The sequence below is a fragment of the Photobacterium sp. Hal280 genome (assembly GCF_037162255.1).
GTDB lineage: Bacteria > Pseudomonadota > Gammaproteobacteria > Enterobacterales > Vibrionaceae > Photobacterium.
Genome location: NZ_JARLUO010000005.1, coordinates 1,821,132 through 1,840,657 on the forward strand (window position 1 = coordinate 1,821,132; position 19,526 = coordinate 1,840,657).

At 49.6% G+C, this 19,526-nt stretch carries 19 protein-coding genes; 5 read left to right on the plus strand and 14 right to left on the minus strand.

Annotated elements, in window-relative coordinates; translation table 11 throughout:
* Positions 1–127 precede the first annotated feature (127 nt).
* The 3 genes from P4S53_RS17755 to P4S53_RS17765 all read right to left on the minus strand — a co-directional run bounded on the left by P4S53_RS17755 (position 128) and on the right by P4S53_RS17765 (position 2,439).
* Positions 128–376, minus strand: a complete 249-nt coding sequence (locus tag P4S53_RS17755) for a DUF3297 family protein (protein WP_161456581.1) — start codon at positions 374–376, stop codon at positions 128–130.
* Between the two features lie 311 nt (positions 377–687).
* A complete protein-coding gene (locus P4S53_RS17760; RefSeq protein WP_337113720.1) occupies positions 688–1,197 on the minus strand; it encodes a hypothetical protein in 510 nt (169 codons plus the stop codon).
* A gap of 426 nt (positions 1,198–1,623) precedes the next feature.
* Positions 1,624–2,439 (minus strand): toll/interleukin-1 receptor domain-containing protein, encoded by an 816-nt coding sequence (locus tag P4S53_RS17765; RefSeq protein ID WP_337113721.1) that lies wholly within the window; start codon positions 2,437–2,439, stop codon positions 1,624–1,626.
* Positions 2,440–2,829: 390 nt separating this feature from the next.
* On the opposite strand from P4S53_RS17765, the gene P4S53_RS17770 reads away from it, so the two are divergent.
* Positions 2,830–3,780, plus strand: coding sequence for an IS110 family transposase (locus P4S53_RS17770; RefSeq protein ID WP_337113722.1), 951 nt, complete (start codon positions 2,830–2,832; stop codon positions 3,778–3,780).
* A gap of 28 nt (positions 3,781–3,808) precedes the next feature.
* On the opposite strand, the gene P4S53_RS17775 is transcribed toward P4S53_RS17770, so the two are convergent.
* The 3 genes from P4S53_RS17775 to P4S53_RS17785 form a co-directional block, all read right to left on the minus strand.
* On the minus strand, positions 3,809–4,231 hold the full coding sequence (locus tag P4S53_RS17775; RefSeq protein WP_337113723.1) for a GNAT family N-acetyltransferase: 423 nt from the start codon (positions 4,229–4,231) through the stop codon (positions 3,809–3,811).
* Between the two features lie 96 nt (positions 4,232–4,327).
* Positions 4,328–4,642: a hypothetical protein gene (locus P4S53_RS17780; protein WP_337113724.1), complete on the minus strand. Its 315-nt coding sequence runs from the start codon at positions 4,640–4,642 to the stop codon at positions 4,328–4,330.
* 94 nt (positions 4,643–4,736) lie between these two features.
* Positions 4,737–5,108 (minus strand): hypothetical protein, encoded by a 372-nt coding sequence (locus P4S53_RS17785; RefSeq protein ID WP_337113725.1) that lies wholly within the window; start codon positions 5,106–5,108, stop codon positions 4,737–4,739.
* Positions 5,109–5,425: 317 nt separating this feature from the next.
* On the opposite strand from P4S53_RS17785, the gene P4S53_RS17790 reads away from it, so the two are divergent.
* Positions 5,426–6,445, plus strand: a complete 1,020-nt coding sequence (locus P4S53_RS17790) for an integron integrase (protein ID WP_337113726.1) — start codon at positions 5,426–5,428, stop codon at positions 6,443–6,445.
* Between the two features lie 171 nt (positions 6,446–6,616).
* Here P4S53_RS17790 and copI read toward each other — a convergent pair whose 3' ends face one another.
* Positions 6,617–7,165: a copper-resistant cuproprotein CopI gene (copI, locus tag P4S53_RS17795; protein WP_337113727.1), complete on the minus strand. Its 549-nt coding sequence runs from the start codon at positions 7,163–7,165 to the stop codon at positions 6,617–6,619.
* 130 nt (positions 7,166–7,295) lie between these two features.
* Entirely contained in the window at positions 7,296–7,661 is a 366-nt protein-coding gene (locus tag P4S53_RS17800) for a hypothetical protein (RefSeq protein ID WP_337113728.1), read from the minus strand.
* A 236-nt stretch (positions 7,662–7,897) separates the two neighbouring features.
* On the opposite strand from P4S53_RS17800, the gene P4S53_RS17805 reads away from it, so the two are divergent.
* Positions 7,898–8,440, plus strand: coding sequence for a hypothetical protein (locus P4S53_RS17805; protein WP_337113729.1), 543 nt, complete (start codon positions 7,898–7,900; stop codon positions 8,438–8,440).
* A gap of 67 nt (positions 8,441–8,507) precedes the next feature.
* Here the strand turns inward: P4S53_RS17805 and P4S53_RS17810 are convergent, their stop codons facing one another.
* The 4 genes from P4S53_RS17810 to P4S53_RS17825 are packed head-to-tail and all read right to left on the minus strand — an operon-like array spanning position 8,508 to position 12,066.
* Complete coding sequence (locus P4S53_RS17810; RefSeq protein WP_337113730.1) at positions 8,508–9,026, minus strand: protein disulfide oxidoreductase; 519 nt, start codon at positions 9,024–9,026, stop codon at positions 8,508–8,510.
* A gap of 4 nt (positions 9,027–9,030) precedes the next feature.
* Positions 9,031–11,130 (minus strand): protein-disulfide reductase DsbD family protein, encoded by a 2,100-nt coding sequence (locus P4S53_RS17815; protein WP_337113731.1) that lies wholly within the window; start codon positions 11,128–11,130, stop codon positions 9,031–9,033.
* 59 nt (positions 11,131–11,189) lie between these two features.
* Positions 11,190–11,663, minus strand: coding sequence for a hypothetical protein (locus tag P4S53_RS17820; RefSeq protein ID WP_337113732.1), 474 nt, complete (start codon positions 11,661–11,663; stop codon positions 11,190–11,192).
* Positions 11,664–11,676: 13 nt separating this feature from the next.
* On the minus strand, positions 11,677–12,066 hold the full coding sequence (locus P4S53_RS17825) for a DUF805 domain-containing protein (RefSeq protein ID WP_337113733.1): 390 nt from the start codon (positions 12,064–12,066) through the stop codon (positions 11,677–11,679).
* 282 nt (positions 12,067–12,348) lie between these two features.
* On the opposite strand from P4S53_RS17825, the gene P4S53_RS17830 reads away from it, so the two are divergent.
* Positions 12,349–15,165, plus strand: a complete 2,817-nt coding sequence (locus tag P4S53_RS17830) for an FAD-binding and (Fe-S)-binding domain-containing protein (RefSeq protein ID WP_337113734.1) — start codon at positions 12,349–12,351, stop codon at positions 15,163–15,165.
* A gap of 239 nt (positions 15,166–15,404) precedes the next feature.
* Here the strand turns inward: P4S53_RS17830 and P4S53_RS17835 are convergent, their stop codons facing one another.
* Both P4S53_RS17835 and P4S53_RS17840 read right to left on the minus strand, forming a co-directional pair.
* Complete coding sequence (locus P4S53_RS17835; protein WP_337113735.1) at positions 15,405–17,069, minus strand: methyl-accepting chemotaxis protein; 1,665 nt, start codon at positions 17,067–17,069, stop codon at positions 15,405–15,407.
* A 257-nt stretch (positions 17,070–17,326) separates the two neighbouring features.
* Positions 17,327–18,115: a THxN family PEP-CTERM protein gene (locus P4S53_RS17840; RefSeq protein WP_337113736.1), complete on the minus strand. Its 789-nt coding sequence runs from the start codon at positions 18,113–18,115 to the stop codon at positions 17,327–17,329.
* A 545-nt stretch (positions 18,116–18,660) separates the two neighbouring features.
* Between P4S53_RS17840 and P4S53_RS17845 the strand changes: the two genes are divergently transcribed.
* On the plus strand, positions 18,661–19,479 hold the full coding sequence (locus P4S53_RS17845; RefSeq protein WP_337113737.1) for a phosphate ABC transporter substrate-binding protein: 819 nt from the start codon (positions 18,661–18,663) through the stop codon (positions 19,477–19,479).
* Positions 19,480–19,526 lie beyond the last annotated feature (47 nt).

A 19,526-nucleotide genomic window follows, 5' to 3' on the forward strand; every position in this document is an offset into this window, starting at 1 on the left:
TGGGAATAAGAAATCCGTCGAGAGGTTTTACAGACAATTAAGAAAACACATAGAGTCAGTAGTTCTCTCACTCTATGTGTTGGATGATAAGCAGTAAGAAACGACTTATTTATAGAAAGCTTCTTGCTTATTTATAAAAAGCTTCTACTTGGCCTTTCAGTTTGATCAGCATTGGCTGACCAAAACGATCTTTTGCTTTCGGTGATGGGATTTTAACCCAGCCCTCACTGATGCAATATTCTTCAACATCAGTGCGCTCTTTACCATTCAGACGAATGCCAATATGGTGCTCAAAACACGCTTCTACATAGTGTGGACTGCGCGGGTTACCGGAAAGATGATCGGGTAAAGCTGGTTTATTGTTCGTATCGCTCATTTTCATGACCTGATGTCTGTACAAAGTGCGCCATTGTAGACAATGCCCGCCCGAGGCTCAACCAGGCAGAGGGACTATTTCGCTTGTGTTCTGTAAGGTGACTGTCCTGGTAATTCCTATGCACGCCAGTCAATGCCGAAAAGATAATACAGCGGGCGCGTTGGATGCTGTCTAACGTATGAGGAGCACCAGCCACGCAGTGTCTTCAGGGGTATGCCACCAAAGTCAGTAACAGAACGAATGTGGAGCGGCAGTCTCAAAACTTGTGTACCTCGTGCTACTGTTGACAACCGGGAGTTCAAGTCGCTTTGCTAGGCAAGACTTGGCACATTACCTTTTATTATCTCGTTTGGTATGGAAAGACGGAAATCAATGCAAATTAACTCACCCGCTGTATGATTTTTTAGTGCAGGGGCTTTCTCATGGGATTGGCTCTGCGGGAACACAGCCAAGGACAAGTAAGGCTTTTCCCTGATTGTCACATAGATTCGCATTTTACCCATTTCCGTTGTTTTCCACTGGTTGGGCCCGTCAATAATCCGTCCCACCGCATGATAAACAACCCTGATACTTGAATGGCTCTCATCACTTTCAAATTTATATAAATCAGTAGGATGATTCAGATCCACCCCAATTCTTGTGAGTTGCTCCTGTAACGCTTCAGGAAGAACCGCCCTCGAGCAATGCTTCCATGTATAACACCATTCACAGTTACAATCATACGCAGGCATACCTTTTTGATTTTGAATCTCGCGGGTAGCCTCTAGGTGAATAGCCAATTTCCACTCAGAAATTGGAATTGTGGGACGTTGCTTTTTCATCGTTGCCTAACATTCATCATTGCCTAACAATTGTCATGGGCTCCCCCTTTTCAGGATCAAGCTTTGGCGCGCTGGGTAAGTTTAATCCCAAAATCACCAGTAGCAACCATGCCCCTTCTGTCTACGGCATTGATTGAGCCAAACATAATATCAGTCTCCAAAGTGACGGTCACCCTGGCAAGCTGTTGATCCGCAAATAATATCGCGATCAAAGTCCTTGATACTTTTGCCAACACGCCACATACCGCCACCGGTATGGAAGCCTATGGTGCCTCACATCGAATTGCATTTGGGCTGGCACATGAAAAAACAACAACGTCATCAAGTTCCCCTTAATGTGTCTGTCCTTGTAATTCTTGCGCCGTAAATACGGCGCCTGACGCATAGTAAAACTGCCACGCGTTGAGAATCCACTTAAATTGTTTGTTAAATGCGTTCTAATTGTTTCTTTGCCGCAAAAATAAGCTCGTCAATTGCAGTATCTTTTCTGCCATCAATGTACAAGTAATCTTGTAGCAATGGAGGAATATTCTCATATTCAACCCCTAAATTTACAACAATCAGGGATTTATTTTTTTTCATACGGTTACTAATAAAGAAGTTTGATTCAGCCTCTGTCCAGCCTGAATATTTAGACAAGAAATTGTTAGACATGAAAAGTACACCCAAATCACACTCATTTAGCCCTTCATTAATTCGAGACGTTATGCTGTCTCCAGGAATTATCTCCTCTTTGTCATACCAAGCTTTGATTTGTGATTTTTGTAGTTCACTAAAATAATCATCAACTACATGTTTGTCTCGCGATGAATGTGACAAGAATATTTTTTGCTTTTGCATAATAGGTGCACCCCATACTTCATACATTCGTCCCCGATCTGGGAACAAGAACAATTCATTAGCTTCGCTTGAGAATATAATATCTACTTCTTCTGAGTCACAAAATGTAGTAATTGAATACCCGCGTCTGGAGAATGCAGCTTCTGTAAGCTCATCCATTAACACATTAAACGTACGGCTTTTGTTTGGGTAATGAACAGACAACCAATGATCAAAATCACGGTCGTCTTTTTCAAAGTTTAAGAAAAGAAACAACTCTAAATTGTACGGGTTGTTATTAATTAATGTTCCACACCCTACGAGAGTCTGACTGTCGAATCTATCGAGTATTTCTTTGACAAAAATCTTTTCTTCCGCTCGATTACCGTAGTCTAATGAAAACAGATACATCTTATGGTTCATTTCAGACAATTTCCTTATAGTTATTAAGCATCATTTATTACAACACAGGAATAAACACTTGAGCATTTAACGCCCTGTTAAGGTGTGAGCAACGCAATACCGATATTGCCGAATACCACCTTAATCACTTAAACCAACGCATAGTAAAAATGCCTCGCGTTGCGAATCACTCTTAAACAGTTTGTATGGATAATAAACCACGAATTTGGATAAAGTGAGACCCAGGCTTTAGCTGCAACTAAAGCTTTCCATGTAGTAGTTCGATTAAACGCTGGCTCCTCTGTCGAGAGACCGATAACAAACACGAACACTACATGGGACTCCAAGCACAAACCTCGAATAGTCGACTGGGTCTCGAACCCGAATTTCGCAATGCAGAGTTAGCTTATTATGAATACGTCAACACTTCAAAGTATAAACATCGGCGTCGATACCGGAAAATCTCAACTCGATATCTACGTGCGTCCACTCGATATCTTTTTCTCGATATCCAACGATGATAAAGGCATCAAAAAAGCTATCAAAACAATTCAACAACATTCACCGCAACGCATCGTTGTGGAAGCCACCGGCCGGTTGGAAATGCCTTTTATTTTGGCCTGCGCCGAGGCCGGTCTGCCTTACGTGATTGCCAATCCCATTCACGTAAAACGCTTTGCCGGGGCCATTGGCCAACGCGCCAAAACGGACAAGCTCGATGCCAAACTCATTGCCCACTATGCTGAGGCAATCAAACCAACACTAACCCAACTCAAACCAGAGAGCATGCGGTTGATGGCGGACTTAGTGATTCGCAGAAATCAGCTGCTTACCATGCAAACCATGGAAAAGAACCGGCTTCAAATCATGCCCAAACACCTAGCGATGACCATCAAACCCATCCTGACAACATTCAAAAATCAGATCGAGAAAATAGAAAATAAGCTCATTCAACTGATCGAAAGCTGTCCCGAGTATCAGGCTAAAAATGACATATTGCAAAGCATGCCGGGGATCGGAAAAATCGCCGCCGCTTCTTTGATTAGCAACCTTCCTGAACTCGGCTATATCACCAACAAACAAGCTGCCGCGTTGGTCGGCGTGGCTCCGATGAACCGGGAAAGTGGCCGATATAAGGGGCTAAGGAAAATACAAGGTGGTCGAGCTCAGGTCAGGACCGTTTTGTATATGGCGATGATGTCGGCCATGCAATGTAACCCGGTATTCAAGAGCATCTATCAGCGACTTCTGGCTGAAGGAAAACCGAAAAAAGTAGCCATAATTGCCTGTGTCAGGAAGATGGTTGTTATCCTCAATGCGATGCTTCGCGATGGCGTCAGGTGGGAAGAAAAAACAGCATGAAATTAATTATTGACGTCATAGTCGTTTGTTATGAGCGTACTTGAAACACACGCTGAACCTTATTGCTATTAAACCCAATCTTTTCGTAAAATCTGTGTGCATCAAGTCGTTTTTCGTTACAGCGCACCCTGAATTTACCCGAGTTTTTATCTTGAGCATATTGAACTAAAGCTCGACCAACACCATGACCACGACTATCTGGCGAAACGACTAAACCACCAATTTCAAAAAAATTATCAGACGCGAGACGTCTAGCGTAGAAAAGATGTAGCCACCCAATAATTAGACCATTCTGCTCTGCGACAAATACTTGGTCTTGACTAGAGTCGAGTAATTCTTGAAGATTTGTTCTGGATTCAGCGGAAGATAATTGAGAATAAGCAAGGTGTTCCGAGACTTTATTGATACCGACGGCATCCGACTCTGAAGCAGGTCTGACGATGTATTCCATTTGAAATTGCCTCCTAGCTCATAACGCCCAAAGCAGCGGCCGAGCGTAGCGAGGTCCAGCCCCGCAGGGGCGATGCTGCCTTTGTTTGTTAACTGCCTACCTAAATTGCTTCTCATAAGCATCTAGATGGTGTTTAAAAAACTTTTCGTATTCTTCCGCTGAACTTACTAGAGCGGTTACCTCTACGCACTGTTCGCCAAATTCTCCAGAATGATCTTCGATAGCGATATGTTCGGTAGCTATTTCTTCGTTAGTTTCACGAATATAGATTCTGAGGGCAGTACGGCCCCCATTTGATTCATAGAAATCTGTTGGATCGACTGCGCCAAACACAAAACCCATTGGCGGATCGCCACCTTCTAAATCGGTAGTACCGATGATTTTATCTTCTACTCGAATCTCGTATTTCACTCGATTTCTCTTGGGCAGTTAACGCCCGCAATAAGCGGCGCGAGGAACGAGCGTCCGGCGACCGAAGGGAGCGAACTTAATTGCTTTGTTAGCTTTAGTTGACTCGAACACTAAGAGGAACCCCTCTATTTGATAGAACACTGTTTTGGTCTGCTTCGCTTATAAATGGCGTATTGCATGGATTATGAACATCTTTGATCGAATCCTGAGGGTCTACCTGAGAAAGGTATTTTTCTATAAGCTGGATAGCTGCATCAAAGTTATCGACGGCAGAGTCACTTGCTGGTTTGGTGTTGTACACCCAGCTACCAGATGGACTTGAGACACCATCAAGAATGGTTACTTCTGAGTCAAAGCCGCTATTATTTTTGTAGATGTCGACAATGCAACGACGCCCTTTCATTGTTGTGACATTAATGTCATGGACGTCGCGAAACGGGCCGATAGAAATTTCTGTGGTAGCCATACTGCTGATCTCCTTCTTGTAAAGCTAACATTTTATTCAACGACATCATGTCGTATAACTCTGTCGTATATTTCTTCACTTAAATTAACACGCAACCATCTGGTATAAAACAAAAAATCGAACTTTATCATATAGCCTCATCACTAAGATATACGACATGATGTCGTATATCTCGCTTTTGAATCAATTTCTATGTAACTGATTCACAGATGATTTCATCATTCATGTCCGTTGCATCGTCAATCAGTGACAAGTGATTCGAAATAATAAAGCGATATTCTATAGTCTCAGGTCTGTTCATTTACAGCCGTTCAAATATGACTGACATTCCACCACCGATTAATCAACATTCACAAAAATTTCTAGATCAAGTACGAGCTTTTATCAGGGTTAGAGGGTTATCTTATGCGACTGAGAAAACCTATTTTCACTGGATTCGACGCTTTATTCTTTTCCATCGTTACCAACAGAGAAATCAAATATGTGCTCATGACATTCCTGCATTTCTTGACCATCTGGTATTGCAAGCCAATGTCGCTCCGAGCACGCAAAAGACAGCACTCAATGCGTTGATTTTTCTGTGCCGGGAATATCTTCATCTCAATACAGAAAAGTTGGCATTCAAGCGAGCTGCACCAAAAGTTCGATTACCCGTGGTTTTTTCACATCAAGAAGCGATGGCGGTTATTCAGCACATTCCTCAACCCTACCAACTTGCTGCACAGATGATGTACAGTAGTGGTTTACGTGTAAGTGAGGCGTTGCGATTGCGTGTTCAGGACATCGACTTCACCCGTAGTGCGTTAACAGTGAGAAGCGGTAAAGGGGACAAAGATCGCCAATCGCTGCTTCCCAAAAGTTTACATCAAGCCTTGTCCAGACAAATCCAAATCGTAGAGCAGCGCCATCAACTCGACTTGGCAAACGGATTTGGTGAGGTATACCTACCTTTTGCACTGGCAAAGAAATACCCTTCAGCGGCCAAAAGCACAGGTTGGCAGTTCCTGTTTTCAGCTCCAAAACTCAGCACAGATCCAAGATCAGGCCGAAAAATGCGTCATCATCTCAGCGCCCGTCATATCCAGCGGCAAGTCAAAATGGCAATCAATACAGCGGGCATCTATAAAAAAGCGGGATGTCATACATTCAGACATTCTTTTGCTACTAGACTTCTGGAAGCGGGTACCGATTTACGAACTATCCAAGAGTTACTGGGGCATGCCGATCTTTCAACCACGCAAATTTATACGCACGTCGCTGGTACCCACGACTCTGGAGTGACCAGCCCTATCGATGAGTCCATTTCAGACACGCTACCGCCCTTCACATTGAAGTAAATGGCATGATGGAAATTTGACGCTTTGAGATGATATTCAGATATGGCCGCTGTTTCACGCTTTGATGAGATTTTGATTGCATATCTGTGCGTTGGGACAGGTTCTGCGACGAGAAAAAAGGAGGCAGTGCCTCCTTGAGTGGGTAGCGTTCAAGCTGTTGATGGGGTTGGATTACTGCACCAGAATGCTTTTCACCATACCGGCTTCGGCATGGCCGGGGATATTGCAGGCGAGCTCAACATCGGGCTCGCCGTGGAAGTACCAGCGCAGTTGTTTTGCCTGTCCTGGTTTTACCGTCACGGTTGAGCCGCTGTCGTGGGCATGCCCGGTTGTCATGTTACGCATCATTTCCCGGTGTTTGAGCTGTTCTGCCATTGAGCCAATGGAGAACTCGTGGTCGATTTTTCCCGTGTTCATTACCACAAACTGCACCACATCGTTCGCTTCGATCTGCACGTCTTTCTTGAAGCGGATCTTCATGTCATCGGAGAGAATAACGTGAACCACTTTGTCGGGTTTGGCGCCTTGGGCGGGCATGCCGACAGCAGACATGCCCGCCATCTTCATACCATCCGTGCTCATCTCCGAATGATCCATTTGACTGTGGTCCATGGTTGAATGATCCTTCGAACCGTGGTCCATTGAGCCGTGGCCCATTTCATCGGCAAAGGCAGTCGTCGAGGCCAGTGTCATGATGAGTGCGAGTCCTGTTATTTTCATCGGTATTTCCTATGTGTTCAGCAAAATGATTCTGATGTGTTGGCGTTTGTGCCCTTCTCCCGTCGGGCAGGCGCACACAAAAATGATTCATACCGTCAGATGACGGCGAGATAACTGACGAAACATGAATTCAGGCGATGGGAGGACGGTAAAGCGTCCGGGAAGTGTCAACCACAGACGCCTTGCTCTCTGCAGGTCTTAAAGCCAGCTGGCTCATCAGAGGAAAAAGCTGATACTGGACGGGCAGCACAAAAGCAGGACTACAAGTTGCGGTACAGCAAGTATGCGCCATGGTCATCTCATGATCGCAACCGGATGGCTGCTGTGCGCTGTGTTCGGCGTGTTCCGTGTCAGCCGTGTGAGACATACCGGCACAGTGATGATCAGCGGTGACCATGCTGCCACTGATCATACTGAAGGTCATTAAAGGCGTGCTATTGACCACACTCGATACCATGAGTACCAGTGAGGTCCATAAGATTAACCCGAATGTCACACGCGATTTCCGACGCATAGCCAGCCTATGAATATCTGAACGCCGACACCCTAAAGCTTTCCCTTAGGGAAAGGTCAATACTGATGCTCTCGTCTGATCAAACAAATGATATCTGTGACAAAAAATATCATGCATCCCCCTGAGACCCGCGTCTTCGCCTGCCCTGTCTTACCCATGCAACACCGACCTCACCAGCCCGGTCATACTCAAGAGAGTGTTACTAAGGATTACAATCCATGCGCAGATGGTCGGTTCCCACCTGGATGCTTGTCGCCACAGGGCTATTGCTCAATATTGTCTCGGCATTGATGACCAACGTTTATATCGACGGTGCCACGGTTGATGCCAACCAGCTCGTCCAGCAGCAATACAATCATGAAAAGCTGATCAGTCTGACCTGGCAGCAGATTGAAGGGATTGAACGAAAGCGGGAGTTAGTGCTGAACTTGGTGTCACTCAGTGAGCTAAGCGGCGCGCCACTGCCCGCCCCGGTTCAGCAGGAAATACAAGCTCAACTGGCACCATTACACAATGCGACATTTGCCGGTCTGGCAACAGATCAGCTGGCAGGCATGATGGCTGCCTTCAATCACGAGCAGGAACAACTCAGAGAAAAGATCAACCAGCTTTTTATCGATAACCTTTCGCTGGCCGATAAGCACACCCAACTGATGGCACACATCTCCGGGTTAAGAAACCTCGCGCTATTTCTGCAGATTATCGGGCTGGCACTGATACTTGCGCGGGATCTCAGCCGTCGGCAGGATCTGCCTCAATAGCAAAAAGCCTGCCTGCCGCAACGGCAGACAGGCTTTCAAATCAATCAACCTTAGTTAAACCCAAGCCTCAGCTCAGCCAGATCCTTGCCAGCAAGCCCGGCGGTGTGGTGATGCCACTGGTGATAAAGGTGACCTTGCCATCACGGACGATGAACACGGTCGGCGTAACCGCCACACCCCATTCACGACCCAGCACATTTTTTTCGTCATTCACGTTCTGAAAATCCAGCCCTTTATGGGCAAAATACTGCTGCAGCTTTTGATCAGTACCGGAGGTCAGAGAAATACCCACGGTTGGATAATACTGGCTCAGCCAATTGACACTCGGGGTGACAAAGCGGCACACGCCACACCAGGTGGCCCAGAAATACACCACCACAGGCTGCGCTTGACTGAGCGCCGCGATATCAACCGGCTCACCCTGGATATCCAGCGCTTGCAGGGTAAATGGTGTGTCATCCGGCACCGACTGACTCCGCCAGAGATCCATCCCCACGGAAACGACCGTCAGCAGCACAGTAAAAAAGAGAATCTCTCTCAGCCACTTTTTCCATTTCCCCGGGCGTTTTCTGTTCTGTTCACTCACTGGTTTATCCTCCCTGAGCCTGTTGAATCGCAAGCATCACATCCTCGCTGGTGTAAATCACAGGTAACGCAATTCCCTGAGGCGCACCCGGGCCGTAAACAATATTAAATGGCACGCCGAACCGGCCATTGGCCTGCAAATAGGCGGTCACAGCATCGTTCGGAATGGTCCAGTCTCCCTGCATGCGTATCAGGCCGGGTTGCTGAAGCGCGTCATAAACCGGTTGCTGCAGCAGAACGCGAACTTTGTTGGCTTTACAGGTAATGCACCAGTCTGCGGTCACATCCACAAACACGGTGTTGCCCTCGGCCACCTGCTGGCTGATCGCAGCCACGTTCAGCGGCTGCCAGCTTGGCTCCGGTGGCAAAGGTGTCGCCCACTTTTCAGCCGTCAGACTGGCGGTGAGCAGGACAACCGCGCTCAACAGCAGAAACACGCTGCCCAGTACGCCGACAGGCTTGCCGCCAAACACCTTGACAGATCGCCACACAATCAGGCTCACGCCCGCAATGCCTGCCAGCCACAACGACCAGATTGGCCAGTGCGGGGCCAGCAGCGTCAGCAGCCATAGTGTTGTCGCCAGCATCATGATCCCGAACAGGACTTTCATTTTGCCCATCCAGACACCCGGCTTAGGCAACCATCGCACCATCAACGGGAATAAGGCAATTGCTATCCAGGGCAGTGCCATGCCCAGTCCCAGACCGGTAAAGATCACGGCCAGATTGCCCACACTGCCCGCCAGGGCAAAAGCGACCGCCGTACCGAGAAACGGTGCGGAACAGGGCGTGGCAAGAAAGGTGGCAAACATGCCTTGCGCATAATGCCCGGCATAACCTTTGCCACCTTTGGTGCCCAGCCAGGTACTGATGCCCGATGGCAGGCTGATGGTGAACAGCCCCAGCATATTGGCACCAAACATGAAGGTCACCAGAACCATTACGGCCAGGAAGGCCCCGCTCTGGAACTGGATCCCCCAGCCGATAGCCTGACCGGACAGCTTCAGCGCCGCCAGGGCCAGAGCAATCAGCCAGAATGCGCTGATGATGCCTGCGGCCGAGGCCAGAAACTGCAGTCGGATTTGTCGCTTTTCCTGCTTTTCTGCCGTCAGCACTGTCGAGAGTTTCATCCCCAGCACCGGCAGCACGCACGGCATGATATTGAGGATCAGCCCGCCCAGCAGCGCCAGACCGAACATCACCAACAGACTGTGACCTGCCTGAGCGCTAATGATGCCGCTTTGCACCTGGACACTGTGTTCAGCCAACACCGCATTGTCTGTCACTGTGACTGTGAGCGCTTGCTGCGCAAGATCCGGCTCACCGAACCAGCTCGACACGCCTATCTGCGCCGTCAGGGTGTTCCCCTCAATCCTGATGTCCGGACGCGAGAAATGGCTGTCTCTGACCGCGTCAGCATCGCCATCAATGAACAGATCGGGCTTGGCCCAGCCTTGCGCATTGCTCAACACCAGTTGCAGTGTGCTTTGGTCCGCATCCCAGATCGCAGACTTGATCCCGGCCAGCGACGAGGCTTGCGGCACAGTGCTCAACGCTTGCGCATAGCGGCGCATGTCAGGCTCTGAAGGCGTCAGCTTGGATGGAATAAAGGACAAATCAATCGGATAATCGGTGATTACACAGACCGTCGAGCACGAAGACAAACTCAGAGTCGCCAGCAGAATCACCGGCTGAGAAAAATCTTCCGTCTTAATGGTCATCGGAAAAATGACATCCTCAGCATAGCCGATGGTTTCCACACCGAGTACGTCATACCTGTGCGGCACAGGCCACTGCCAATCCAGCTCCGCAATATTCGCCGAGTCCTGCCAGTTGATGCTGGGTGCCACGCCCCCTTCGCCGGGAGAGCGCCAGTAGGTTTTCCAGCCTGGCTGCAAGCGCACTTCCAGATAGCCAGCCACAGTGCCATTCACAGCATCTGTCTGTCCGGTTAGCACAAAGCGGGTTTCAATCGGCGGATGATTGGGGTCGCTCAGCCAGCCCGTACTGACAGGTGAGGCCTGGGCCACAGACATCAACAACAGGCACAGCCATAGCCAGCTGCTTGCCAGCCATTTGATGGTCAATCTTTGATTTTTTTGCATTGTTTTTCCTAAGTAATAAACACACAGACTTTATTGGCATCACGCCAGAGGGCTGTGTGTTATTCCCGGAAAATACACAGTGTGAGGTGAATGCGTCTTTTCGGAACTTTAGGCTCACGAGACGGGGGCGGAGAAAGGCAGCCTGCACCGAACAGACCGGCCAGCATCAGCGTCAGTAAAAGAATGGGGATCAAAAAGAGCGTATCAAGCTGCTGAAACTTCAGCTGCAGCAGTTGTTCCGATAACTCACATTCAGAGGCATCTGCCGCGGCTTCATGTCCGGCCATGTCACTGGCAGTGATGATTTGCACAGCCTCAACCGATTGATTCGGGCAGAGCGCCAGCAGAGCCGTGTTTTTCGACAGACACACGAACACCACCCAGACCGTTAACAGTAACGCCCAGTGTGCTAAGAATTGTCGTCGGAAAAAATACTGCATGATGCTTGTCTGTCTCGAAACCTGGCTCGTAGTCACCAGCAAGAAAATAGCACGAAACAGCAGCAGGGTAAGCCACAGAATGTTACCAGGCATGTCCGGCTGATGATTACATCGCCATATGGCCCATTCCGCTTTCTTCTTTTGGATTATTACCGTATTCATTCGGGCCAGGCTGCCCGTCTCTGGCGAAGAAAAAGAGCAGGACCACAAAGCCGATGACCGGGATCAGGCTCAGTAACATCCACCAGCCTGATTTTCCGATGTCGTGCAAGCGCCGAACCCCTACCGCAACAGAAGGGAGCAGTACCGCCAGTGAGTACACACCGCCCAGTAAACCCGTGCCCTCACCTGCGCCCGGCGTATTGAGCAAATTGTCTACGATGCCCAGCGCCAGCGTAATGACCAGGTTGATCAAAAAGAAATACCAGTACTCCTGCCGCTGCGCGCGACCTGAGAACACCGCGTACTTTCTGAGTGCGTACAAATACCAGTTCATGCTCTATCCCTTGGCTTGGAAGCTGTCAGGTAAATTTCTGCAGGTGACCAGAGTCAGTTACAGTCAAGTATAGAGTCAGATCACAAATTTTTAGTTTTTCTCTTTTGAAAATCAGGAAAGCGATTGGGTTCACACCCTGTTCACAGAAATACCGCGAAGCGCCGAAAGCTGAGATCAAGCGCAAAGTCTGTTTGCAGTTACGCGCTACACTCAAAGTATCTTCATGATTCATAAATAAAAGCATCAGACTCTTTCACTTTTCGCCGACGAGCAAGGCCAACTATGACGGACAATTATCAGCAGCTGATCCAGCAGCTTGGCACCCGGCTTGATGCCGGGCAGATCATCACAGACGAAGCCAAGCGCCTCGCCTATGGCACCGATGCCAGTTTCTACCGCCTGATCCCAAAAATAGTGCTTCGCCTGCACAATCAGAATGAAGTCATTGAGGTGATTCGCGCCTGTGCTGAGCTGGACATTCCCTACACCTACCGCGCCGCAGGCACCAGCCTGTCGGGACAGGCAGTCTCTGATTCTGTGCTGATCACCCTGAGCGATCAGTGGCGTAACCACCGCATTGAAGACAACGGGCTGAAAATCACCCTGCAACCTGGAGTGATTGGTGCCGATGCGAACCGTTACCTTGCCCCTTACGGACGTAAAATCGGGCCGGATCCCGCGTCGATCAACACCTGTAAAATTGGCGGGATCGCGGCCAACAATGCCAGCGGTATGTGCTGCGGCACGGCGCAGAACTCCTATCGTACAGTCGATGGCATGACAGTGATCCTGACCGATGGCACAGTACTGAACACCCGTGATGAAGCGAGTAAGGCCGCTTTCCGCCGCAGCCATGCCTCATTACTCAGCGAGTTGTCTGAACTCAAGAGAGACGTCGACAATAACCCGGCGCTGAAAGATAAAATCCTGCATAAATACCGGCTCAAAAACACCACAGGCTACGCGCTGAACGCGCTGACCGATTTCAGTGATCCGATTGATATTCTTGAACACCTGATGATCGGTTCGGAAGGCACACTGGGCTTTATTGCCGACATTACTTACAAGACGGTTATCGAGCACCCTCACAAAGCCTCTGCACTGCTGGTTTTCAGCAATATCGAACACGCGAGCGAAGCCACATCAATCCTGGCGACCACACCGGTTTCCGCCGTCGAAATGATGGACGGCCGCGCCATGCGCTCTGTTGCCGATAAAGCCGGCATGCCCGAATTTATCGCTCATCTGGATTTGGAGGCCGCCGCTTTGCTGGTTGAAAGCCGGGCAAGTACCCACGACGTACTGCTCAGCCAGTGCGAGGCCATCATGACCAGCTTGTCAGCCTTTACCGTGATTGAGTCGGTGCCTTTCACCTCTGAGCCGGCCACAGTGAATACCCTGTGGGCAATCCGCAAAGGCATGTTCCCTGCGGTGGGCGCGGTACGGGAAACCGGCACCACCGTCATCATTGAAGATGTGGCTTTCCCCGTTGCGGATCTGGCGCAAGGTGTGCGTGATCTACAGGCCCTGTTTGCGCAATTCGGTTATCACGAAGCCATCATTTTCGGCCACGCGCTGGAAGGTAACCTGCACTTTGTGTTCACCCAGGGATTCGAGGCGCAGAGTGAAATCGACCGCTACGGCGCCTTTATGGATGCCGTCGCCGAGTTGGTGGCCGTCAAGTATCAGGGCTCACTGAAAGCCGAACATGGCACTGGTCGCAACATGGCCCCTTACGTCGAGCTGGAATGGGGCAAAGCAGGCTACCAGCTGATGCAGCGCATCAAGCGGCTGTTCGATCCGCAAGGATTGCTGAATCCGGGCGTGATCATCAACGACGATCCACACGCCCACATACGCCATCTGAAGCCCATGCCTGCGGCGGATGATCTGGTGGATCGCTGTATTGAGTGCGGGTTTTGTGAGCCTGTGTGTCCGTCGCGGACCCTGTCGTTATCCCCGCGCCAGCGCATTGTGTTATACCGCGAATTGCAGCATCGTCGCCGCAGCGGTAACACAGCCGGTGCGCAGGCACTGGAATCTGTCTTTCAGTATCAGGGAATCGATACCTGCGCGGCCACGGGGCTGTGTGCAGAACGCTGCCCGGTGGGGATCAATACAGGGGATCTGATCAAAAAACTGCGTACCGACAAATATCAGCGCTTTACGCCCATTGCGCGCTGGACGGCGGATCACTTCGCCACCACAACCCGCTTGGTGAAAACCGGGCTGGGTGTGGCGCAGTCTGCACAGTCGCTGCTTGGTGAGCGCAGAATGACAGCGATCAGCGACACGGCCAGACGCTGGAGCCACAATCGCACACCGCAGTGGCTGCCAGAGTTGCCGACAGTCAATCGTCATCAGTTAACTGAAAGCGGCAACAGTCCGACACACGGCGAGAAAAAAGTGGTGTACCTGCCCACCTGCGCCAGTCGTACGATGGGTCAGCAGCCAGATAACCCCGACCAGCGCCCGCTGACAGAGGTGACACTGTCACTGATTACCAAGGCAGGGTTTGATGTCATTGTGCCAGAGGACATCAACGATCTCTGCTGTGGGATGCCTTACGACAGCAAAGGAATGACAGAGCCCGCGATGCAAAAAAGCCAGCAGCTGGAAGACGCGCTCTGGCAAGCCAGTGAACAGGGCAAATACCCGATTCTGATCGATGCCAGCCCCTGCGCCAAACGCAGTGTGGAAAATTTCACCAGGCTGATGAATATTGTCGAACCTGTTGGCCTGGTGCTGCATTATCTTCTGCCTCATCTGGAGCTGAAACGGCTGCATGAAACTGTGATGCTGCATATTACCTGCAGCAGTCGTAAGATGGGGCTTGAAAATGACATGCTGGAGCTCGCCAAAGCCTGCGTCAGCACTGTGATCGTACCGGAGCACATCCAGTGCTGTGGCTGGGCGGGTGATAAAGGGTTCAGTGTCCCTGAGCTGAATGCAGCCTCTCTGGACCCCTTGAAAGCTCAGGTTCCGCCAGACTGCCGGCGTGGTTTCAGCAACAGCCGTACCTGCGAAATCGGCCTCTCGCACCACAGTGGCGTGCCTTATCAGTCGATCTTGTATCTGGTGGATGAAGTGGCCCGTTAGTGCGCCCCCAATAGTGCACAAAGGGTGAATACGCAATGGGGCAGTTACCAGTGACTCCGCTGATATCCGATACTGTTATCTCGCGCCCAGATCTCAGCATTAAGACAGAAAAAGCAAGCCGCTGACACTACTATAAATAGGCCTTTAGGTCTTACATGTACGAAAAAACCCGCCAGTAATCTTATTGGCGGGTTTATTATTTTTTCTACTTTTCAAACTGTTGCGTTAATGTCGCTTTTTTAGCTGGCCTTGATGCGATAATCTTCACGCGCGTTAGTGACCTGAAAAAAGCTGACCTGCTCAACCACTTCCTGGCTGACACGGTGCATGTCATCGCTGCATTGTACCGTTTCAGAAGCAATGGATGAGGTCTTGTCCGACAGCGCCTGGACCGTATGAATATTCTGGCTGATATCGGCGGCTACCGCGCTCTGCTCTTCCGCTGCCGTCGCAATCTGTTGCGTCTGCTCATTCACCTGATTGATCATGCTCATGATGTCTGCCAGTAACTGGTTGGTTTCCGACATCCGAGCTTCGGCCTGATCAGCCTCTGTGGTGCTGTCTGCCATCATGTCCACCGCGCTGCTGCAGGCTTGCTGCAGCTGAGCCAGCATCTGCTCAATTTCATTGACAGAAGTTTGTGAGCGCTGCGCCAGTCCGCGGACTTCATCTGCGACCACTGCAAAGCCACGTCCCTGTTCACCGGCACGGGCCGCTTCAATCGCCGCGTTCAGGGCCAGCAGGTTTGTTTGCTCGGCAATCCCGCGAATCACTTCCAGAATACTTTCAATTTTGCGGGATTCGCCCTGCAGTTCGTTCACGACCCCCGAGGTATCTTGCAGCGTGGCAACCAGCCGTTGCACCACAGACTGAGTATGCTCGGAAGATTCAATGCCCCTCTCCGCCAGCTCCATCATCTGATCCGAAGCTCTGGCTGAATCTGAGGTATTGACCGCAATACTCTTACTGGTGGTCGAGAGCTCTTCAATCGCCGTCACAGCCTGAATGGTATGCTCTGATACCTCACCCGCCGCAACCTGAATATTGTTATTGGCGTCCTGCAAAATACGGCTGTTCTCGGTCACCAGGGTGCTGGAGCGCACGATGCCTGCCACCGTACTGTTCAGACGGTTGACCGTACTGTCAATGGCGCTGCTCAGCTGGGCAACTTCATCTGTCCCTTTCACATTGGACAATACGTCCAGATGGCCGCTGGCCAGAGCTTCGGCCGTTGCCTTAACACGGCTGATCCCACCAACCAGACCTCGCGCAATCCAGTGACTCAACACAAACGCAATCAGTACCGCCAGAATAATAGAGACATAAAAAACTGTATTGGCGGTTTTAATCGACTGCAAGGTGTCCTGATTGGCCTGAATCGCCATCTCAGCGCTGGCCTGCTGGATTTTATCGAACTGCAAATTCAGGGCTTCATAGCTGTCCACAAAGGCTCTGAACACTGGATAAGGCGCCTGGTGATTCGGTGCCGATTCCATGTCCGACACAAACTGATGGGTATTCGCCTGATAGACTGACAGCTTCTGCTCGAAGTCCGCCAGCAACTGAGGATCACCGTTGTAGTCTTGCTTCAGCTCTTTCACCAGTTCTGGAGTGATCGCACTGTTTTTATCGACAATCGCATTAAATTCAGGAACTTGTTCATACAAACCCAGCAGATACACCACCTGCAACCCCCGCACGTTACCGATAATATCGGCTTGCGCCTGGCGGATCTGACTAATCAATTGCGATACTTTGTAATTATGCTGGTAAAACTCACTGAAATTGCTGCCAATTCGGTCATTGGCTGATTTAATGAATAACATTGCAATCACGAACATCAGTGAGACTGCACCACCTAAAACCAAAATTTTATTGCGGATGGAGAAATGACTAAGCTGCATTGACGCGCCCCAAACAACGATTTGATGTAATTTTGTCCTCACTATTCACAAAAAGAAAAATAAAGGCAAATAAATGCCACAAGGGAATGACAGAATGCCACTCGAGCTCAAATTTTTGCATAAATAATACAAATATATTTAATTCTGACTTGCAAGTCAGCTAAAGCCCTGCCTGAAAATTTTCGTGCCCCGAAGTATAAATAGTCGCTGTTTAGGCAAAGAAAAAGCCGCAGCTTCTGCGGCTTTATGCGCTTGGCTTATGCACTGTGATTTTGCCGTCTGCGGCGGCGTATCATGGCAATGCCGGCCAGCACCGTCCCCAGAATGGCAACACTCGCAGGTTCCGGTACCGGCACCTCTGTCAGTGCAGAGATATTGGCCTGAATAAACGCCTGATTGGTGCTTTTCTCAATGGTTTCAAACCGATCAGCAAAGAGACCGTTGACCAGGAAACCCTGAATATTCACCGTATACTTGATGCCGTTCACTGTCGTGACATCGGTGAACTGCGAAGTGGAGACCGTAATAATGTCGGCACAACCATTCACGTTGACCCCAACGCCATTCGCTTCCCCGTTCGCACAGGGATCCGCGCTATTGCTGGTCTCGTTATGGGTAAAGTTAAACACAAACTGCACATCAACCGGTGTTCCGCCATCAATAGACACTGTCGTGCTCAGTTGCAAATCGACACTCTGCAGGCTGGCCCCGGTGCTCAGAATGACATTATTTAAGTGGGTAAATGTCCCCAACTGAAAATCATCACTGGTGCCGGTATCCGTATCAAAGGTGGTATCAAAGCTGGCGGCAGAGGCAAAATCATAACCGCTCTGCGGACCCGAAGACGGCGATGGCAACCCCCAGCGCAACATGGGGTTGTCCGTTGCATTGCCGATCGTCACTGGCTGGCCACTGCCAGAATCCGCCACGGCGTTCACCCAGGAACCGGTAAAGGCGCCAAACTCCACAGTGACTAATGCGGCATTGACATGTGCACTTGCCAGCATCGCCAGGCTGAATATCGTTATTTTTGTCACAGGTTTCATTACACACCCCCAACCCAACTTTATTGTCGTTATTGTGTTCAGGGAAAAGTGCATCAAGTTCTGTGCCATCACGGCCTGAACAAAAGACAGCGCAGTCAGAAAAGCCGGACATTTCAGGAAATGATCTCAATAAATCAACGCCATAACGCTAACAAAGCTGTCTGTGTGTTTTTCCGGGTAATTTTGCGTTTTTTTCAGACCTGCTTGCCCAGAACTCTCGACGTCTGTCTGTGTAAAAAAAGGTGACATCAGGAGAGCAGCCCTCCAATCCGCTTCCGGCAGAGCCGCGGAACAAGTGAGAAATGGCTTCCAGAATTGATAGTGCAGTCAGGCATTATCTATACCTGATGAGTATCATTGATGGCCTTTCATCAAACTAAGATTTCATAACTGCCACGATTGTTTATGCATATCAGACACTTACTATCATCTTCATAGAGTGTTCAACAAACTGCAACAAACCTGTCATAAAACTCTCCTAACCTGTGCCTCGTTCGTTAAACAACTGATTGGCAATTCCGCCAAATTCGAAAGGATATGGAAAAATGAAAGCAAAGGTTATCGGTGCTATCACACTGGCTGGCTCAATGATGTTTAACCCGGCTATGGCGGCTGAAACAATTTCTGTTGTTGGCTCTTCTTCTGTAACGCCACTGATGGAAGTATTCGGCGAGACTTACGCAAAATCCCACGATGTCGTGGTTGAAGTTCAGGGTCCGGGGTCTTCTGCCGGTATCCGTGCAGCACACGACGGTTCTTCTGATTTGGGCATGAGCTCTCGTGATCTGAAATCGTCTGAAAAATCTTCTGATATTCAAGAAGTTGTGATTGCCCGTGACGGTATCGCCGTCGTTGTTCACAATTCAAACCCTGTGAAAGACCTGAGCAAAGAGCAGGTTGCACAAATTTATAAAGGCGAAATCACCAACTGGAAACAAGTAGGCGGTGAAGACAAACCTATCGTTGTGGCGACCCGTGATACCGCTTCTGGCACTCGCGGCGCCTTCGAAGACATCATGTCTCTGAAACGTAAAGTGAACAATAAATCTGTTTCAGCGATTTCTCAGCGTGCTCAAGTGGCCAGCGGTAACGGTCAGCTGAAAACTATGGTTGCCAGCAACCCGTTCTCGATTGGTTACATTTCTCTGAGCTCAGTGGACGACTCGGTGAAAGCACTGTCTATTGAAGGCCATGAGCCGTCAGTTGAAGCCATCAAAGCGGGTGATTACGGTGTACAGCGTCCATTCCTGGTGGTTTACAAAGATGGTCGCCCTTCTAAAGAAGCGCTGGAATTCCTGAAATGGATGAAAACAGCTGACGCACAAAAAATCGTTTCTGAGCACGGTTTGATTTCAACTCACTAATTTGCAATGCCTTTTCCGGCCTGATATGCAGGCCGGATATTTCGATT

Coding starts and splice junctions, on each gene's coding strand:
- P4S53_RS17785 (WP_337113725.1), bottom strand. CDS start 5,108: ATGGCTACCACAGAAATTTCTATCGGCCCGTTTCGCGACGTCCATGAC.
- P4S53_RS17760 (WP_337113720.1), bottom strand. CDS start 1,197: ATGAAAAAGCAACGTCCCACAATTCCAATTTCTGAGTGGAAATTGGCT.
- P4S53_RS17805 (WP_337113729.1), top strand. CDS start 7,898: ATGCGCAGATGGTCGGTTCCCACCTGGATGCTTGTCGCCACAGGGCTA.
- P4S53_RS17820 (WP_337113732.1), bottom strand. CDS start 11,663: ATGCCTGGTAACATTCTGTGGCTTACCCTGCTGCTGTTTCGTGCTATT.
- P4S53_RS17815 (WP_337113731.1), bottom strand. CDS start 11,130: ATGCAAAAAAATCAAAGATTGACCATCAAATGGCTGGCAAGCAGCTGG.
- P4S53_RS17755 (WP_161456581.1), bottom strand. CDS start 376: ATGAGCGATACGAACAATAAACCAGCTTTACCCGATCATCTTTCCGGT.
- P4S53_RS17830 (WP_337113734.1), top strand. CDS start 12,349: ATGACGGACAATTATCAGCAGCTGATCCAGCAGCTTGGCACCCGGCTT.
- P4S53_RS17825 (WP_337113733.1), bottom strand. CDS start 12,066: ATGAACTGGTATTTGTACGCACTCAGAAAGTACGCGGTGTTCTCAGGT.
- P4S53_RS17765 (WP_337113721.1), bottom strand. CDS start 2,439: ATGAACCATAAGATGTATCTGTTTTCATTAGACTACGGTAATCGAGCG.
- P4S53_RS17840 (WP_337113736.1), bottom strand. CDS start 18,115: ATGAAACCTGTGACAAAAATAACGATATTCAGCCTGGCGATGCTGGCA.
- P4S53_RS17845 (WP_337113737.1), top strand. CDS start 18,661: ATGAAAGCAAAGGTTATCGGTGCTATCACACTGGCTGGCTCAATGATG.
- copI (WP_337113727.1), bottom strand. CDS start 7,165: ATGAAAATAACAGGACTCGCACTCATCATGACACTGGCCTCGACGACT.
- P4S53_RS17835 (WP_337113735.1), bottom strand. CDS start 17,069: ATGCAGCTTAGTCATTTCTCCATCCGCAATAAAATTTTGGTTTTAGGT.
- P4S53_RS17790 (WP_337113726.1), top strand. CDS start 5,426: ATGACTGACATTCCACCACCGATTAATCAACATTCACAAAAATTTCTA.
- P4S53_RS17770 (WP_337113722.1), top strand. CDS start 2,830: ATGAATACGTCAACACTTCAAAGTATAAACATCGGCGTCGATACCGGA.
- P4S53_RS17775 (WP_337113723.1), bottom strand. CDS start 4,231: ATGGAATACATCGTCAGACCTGCTTCAGAGTCGGATGCCGTCGGTATC.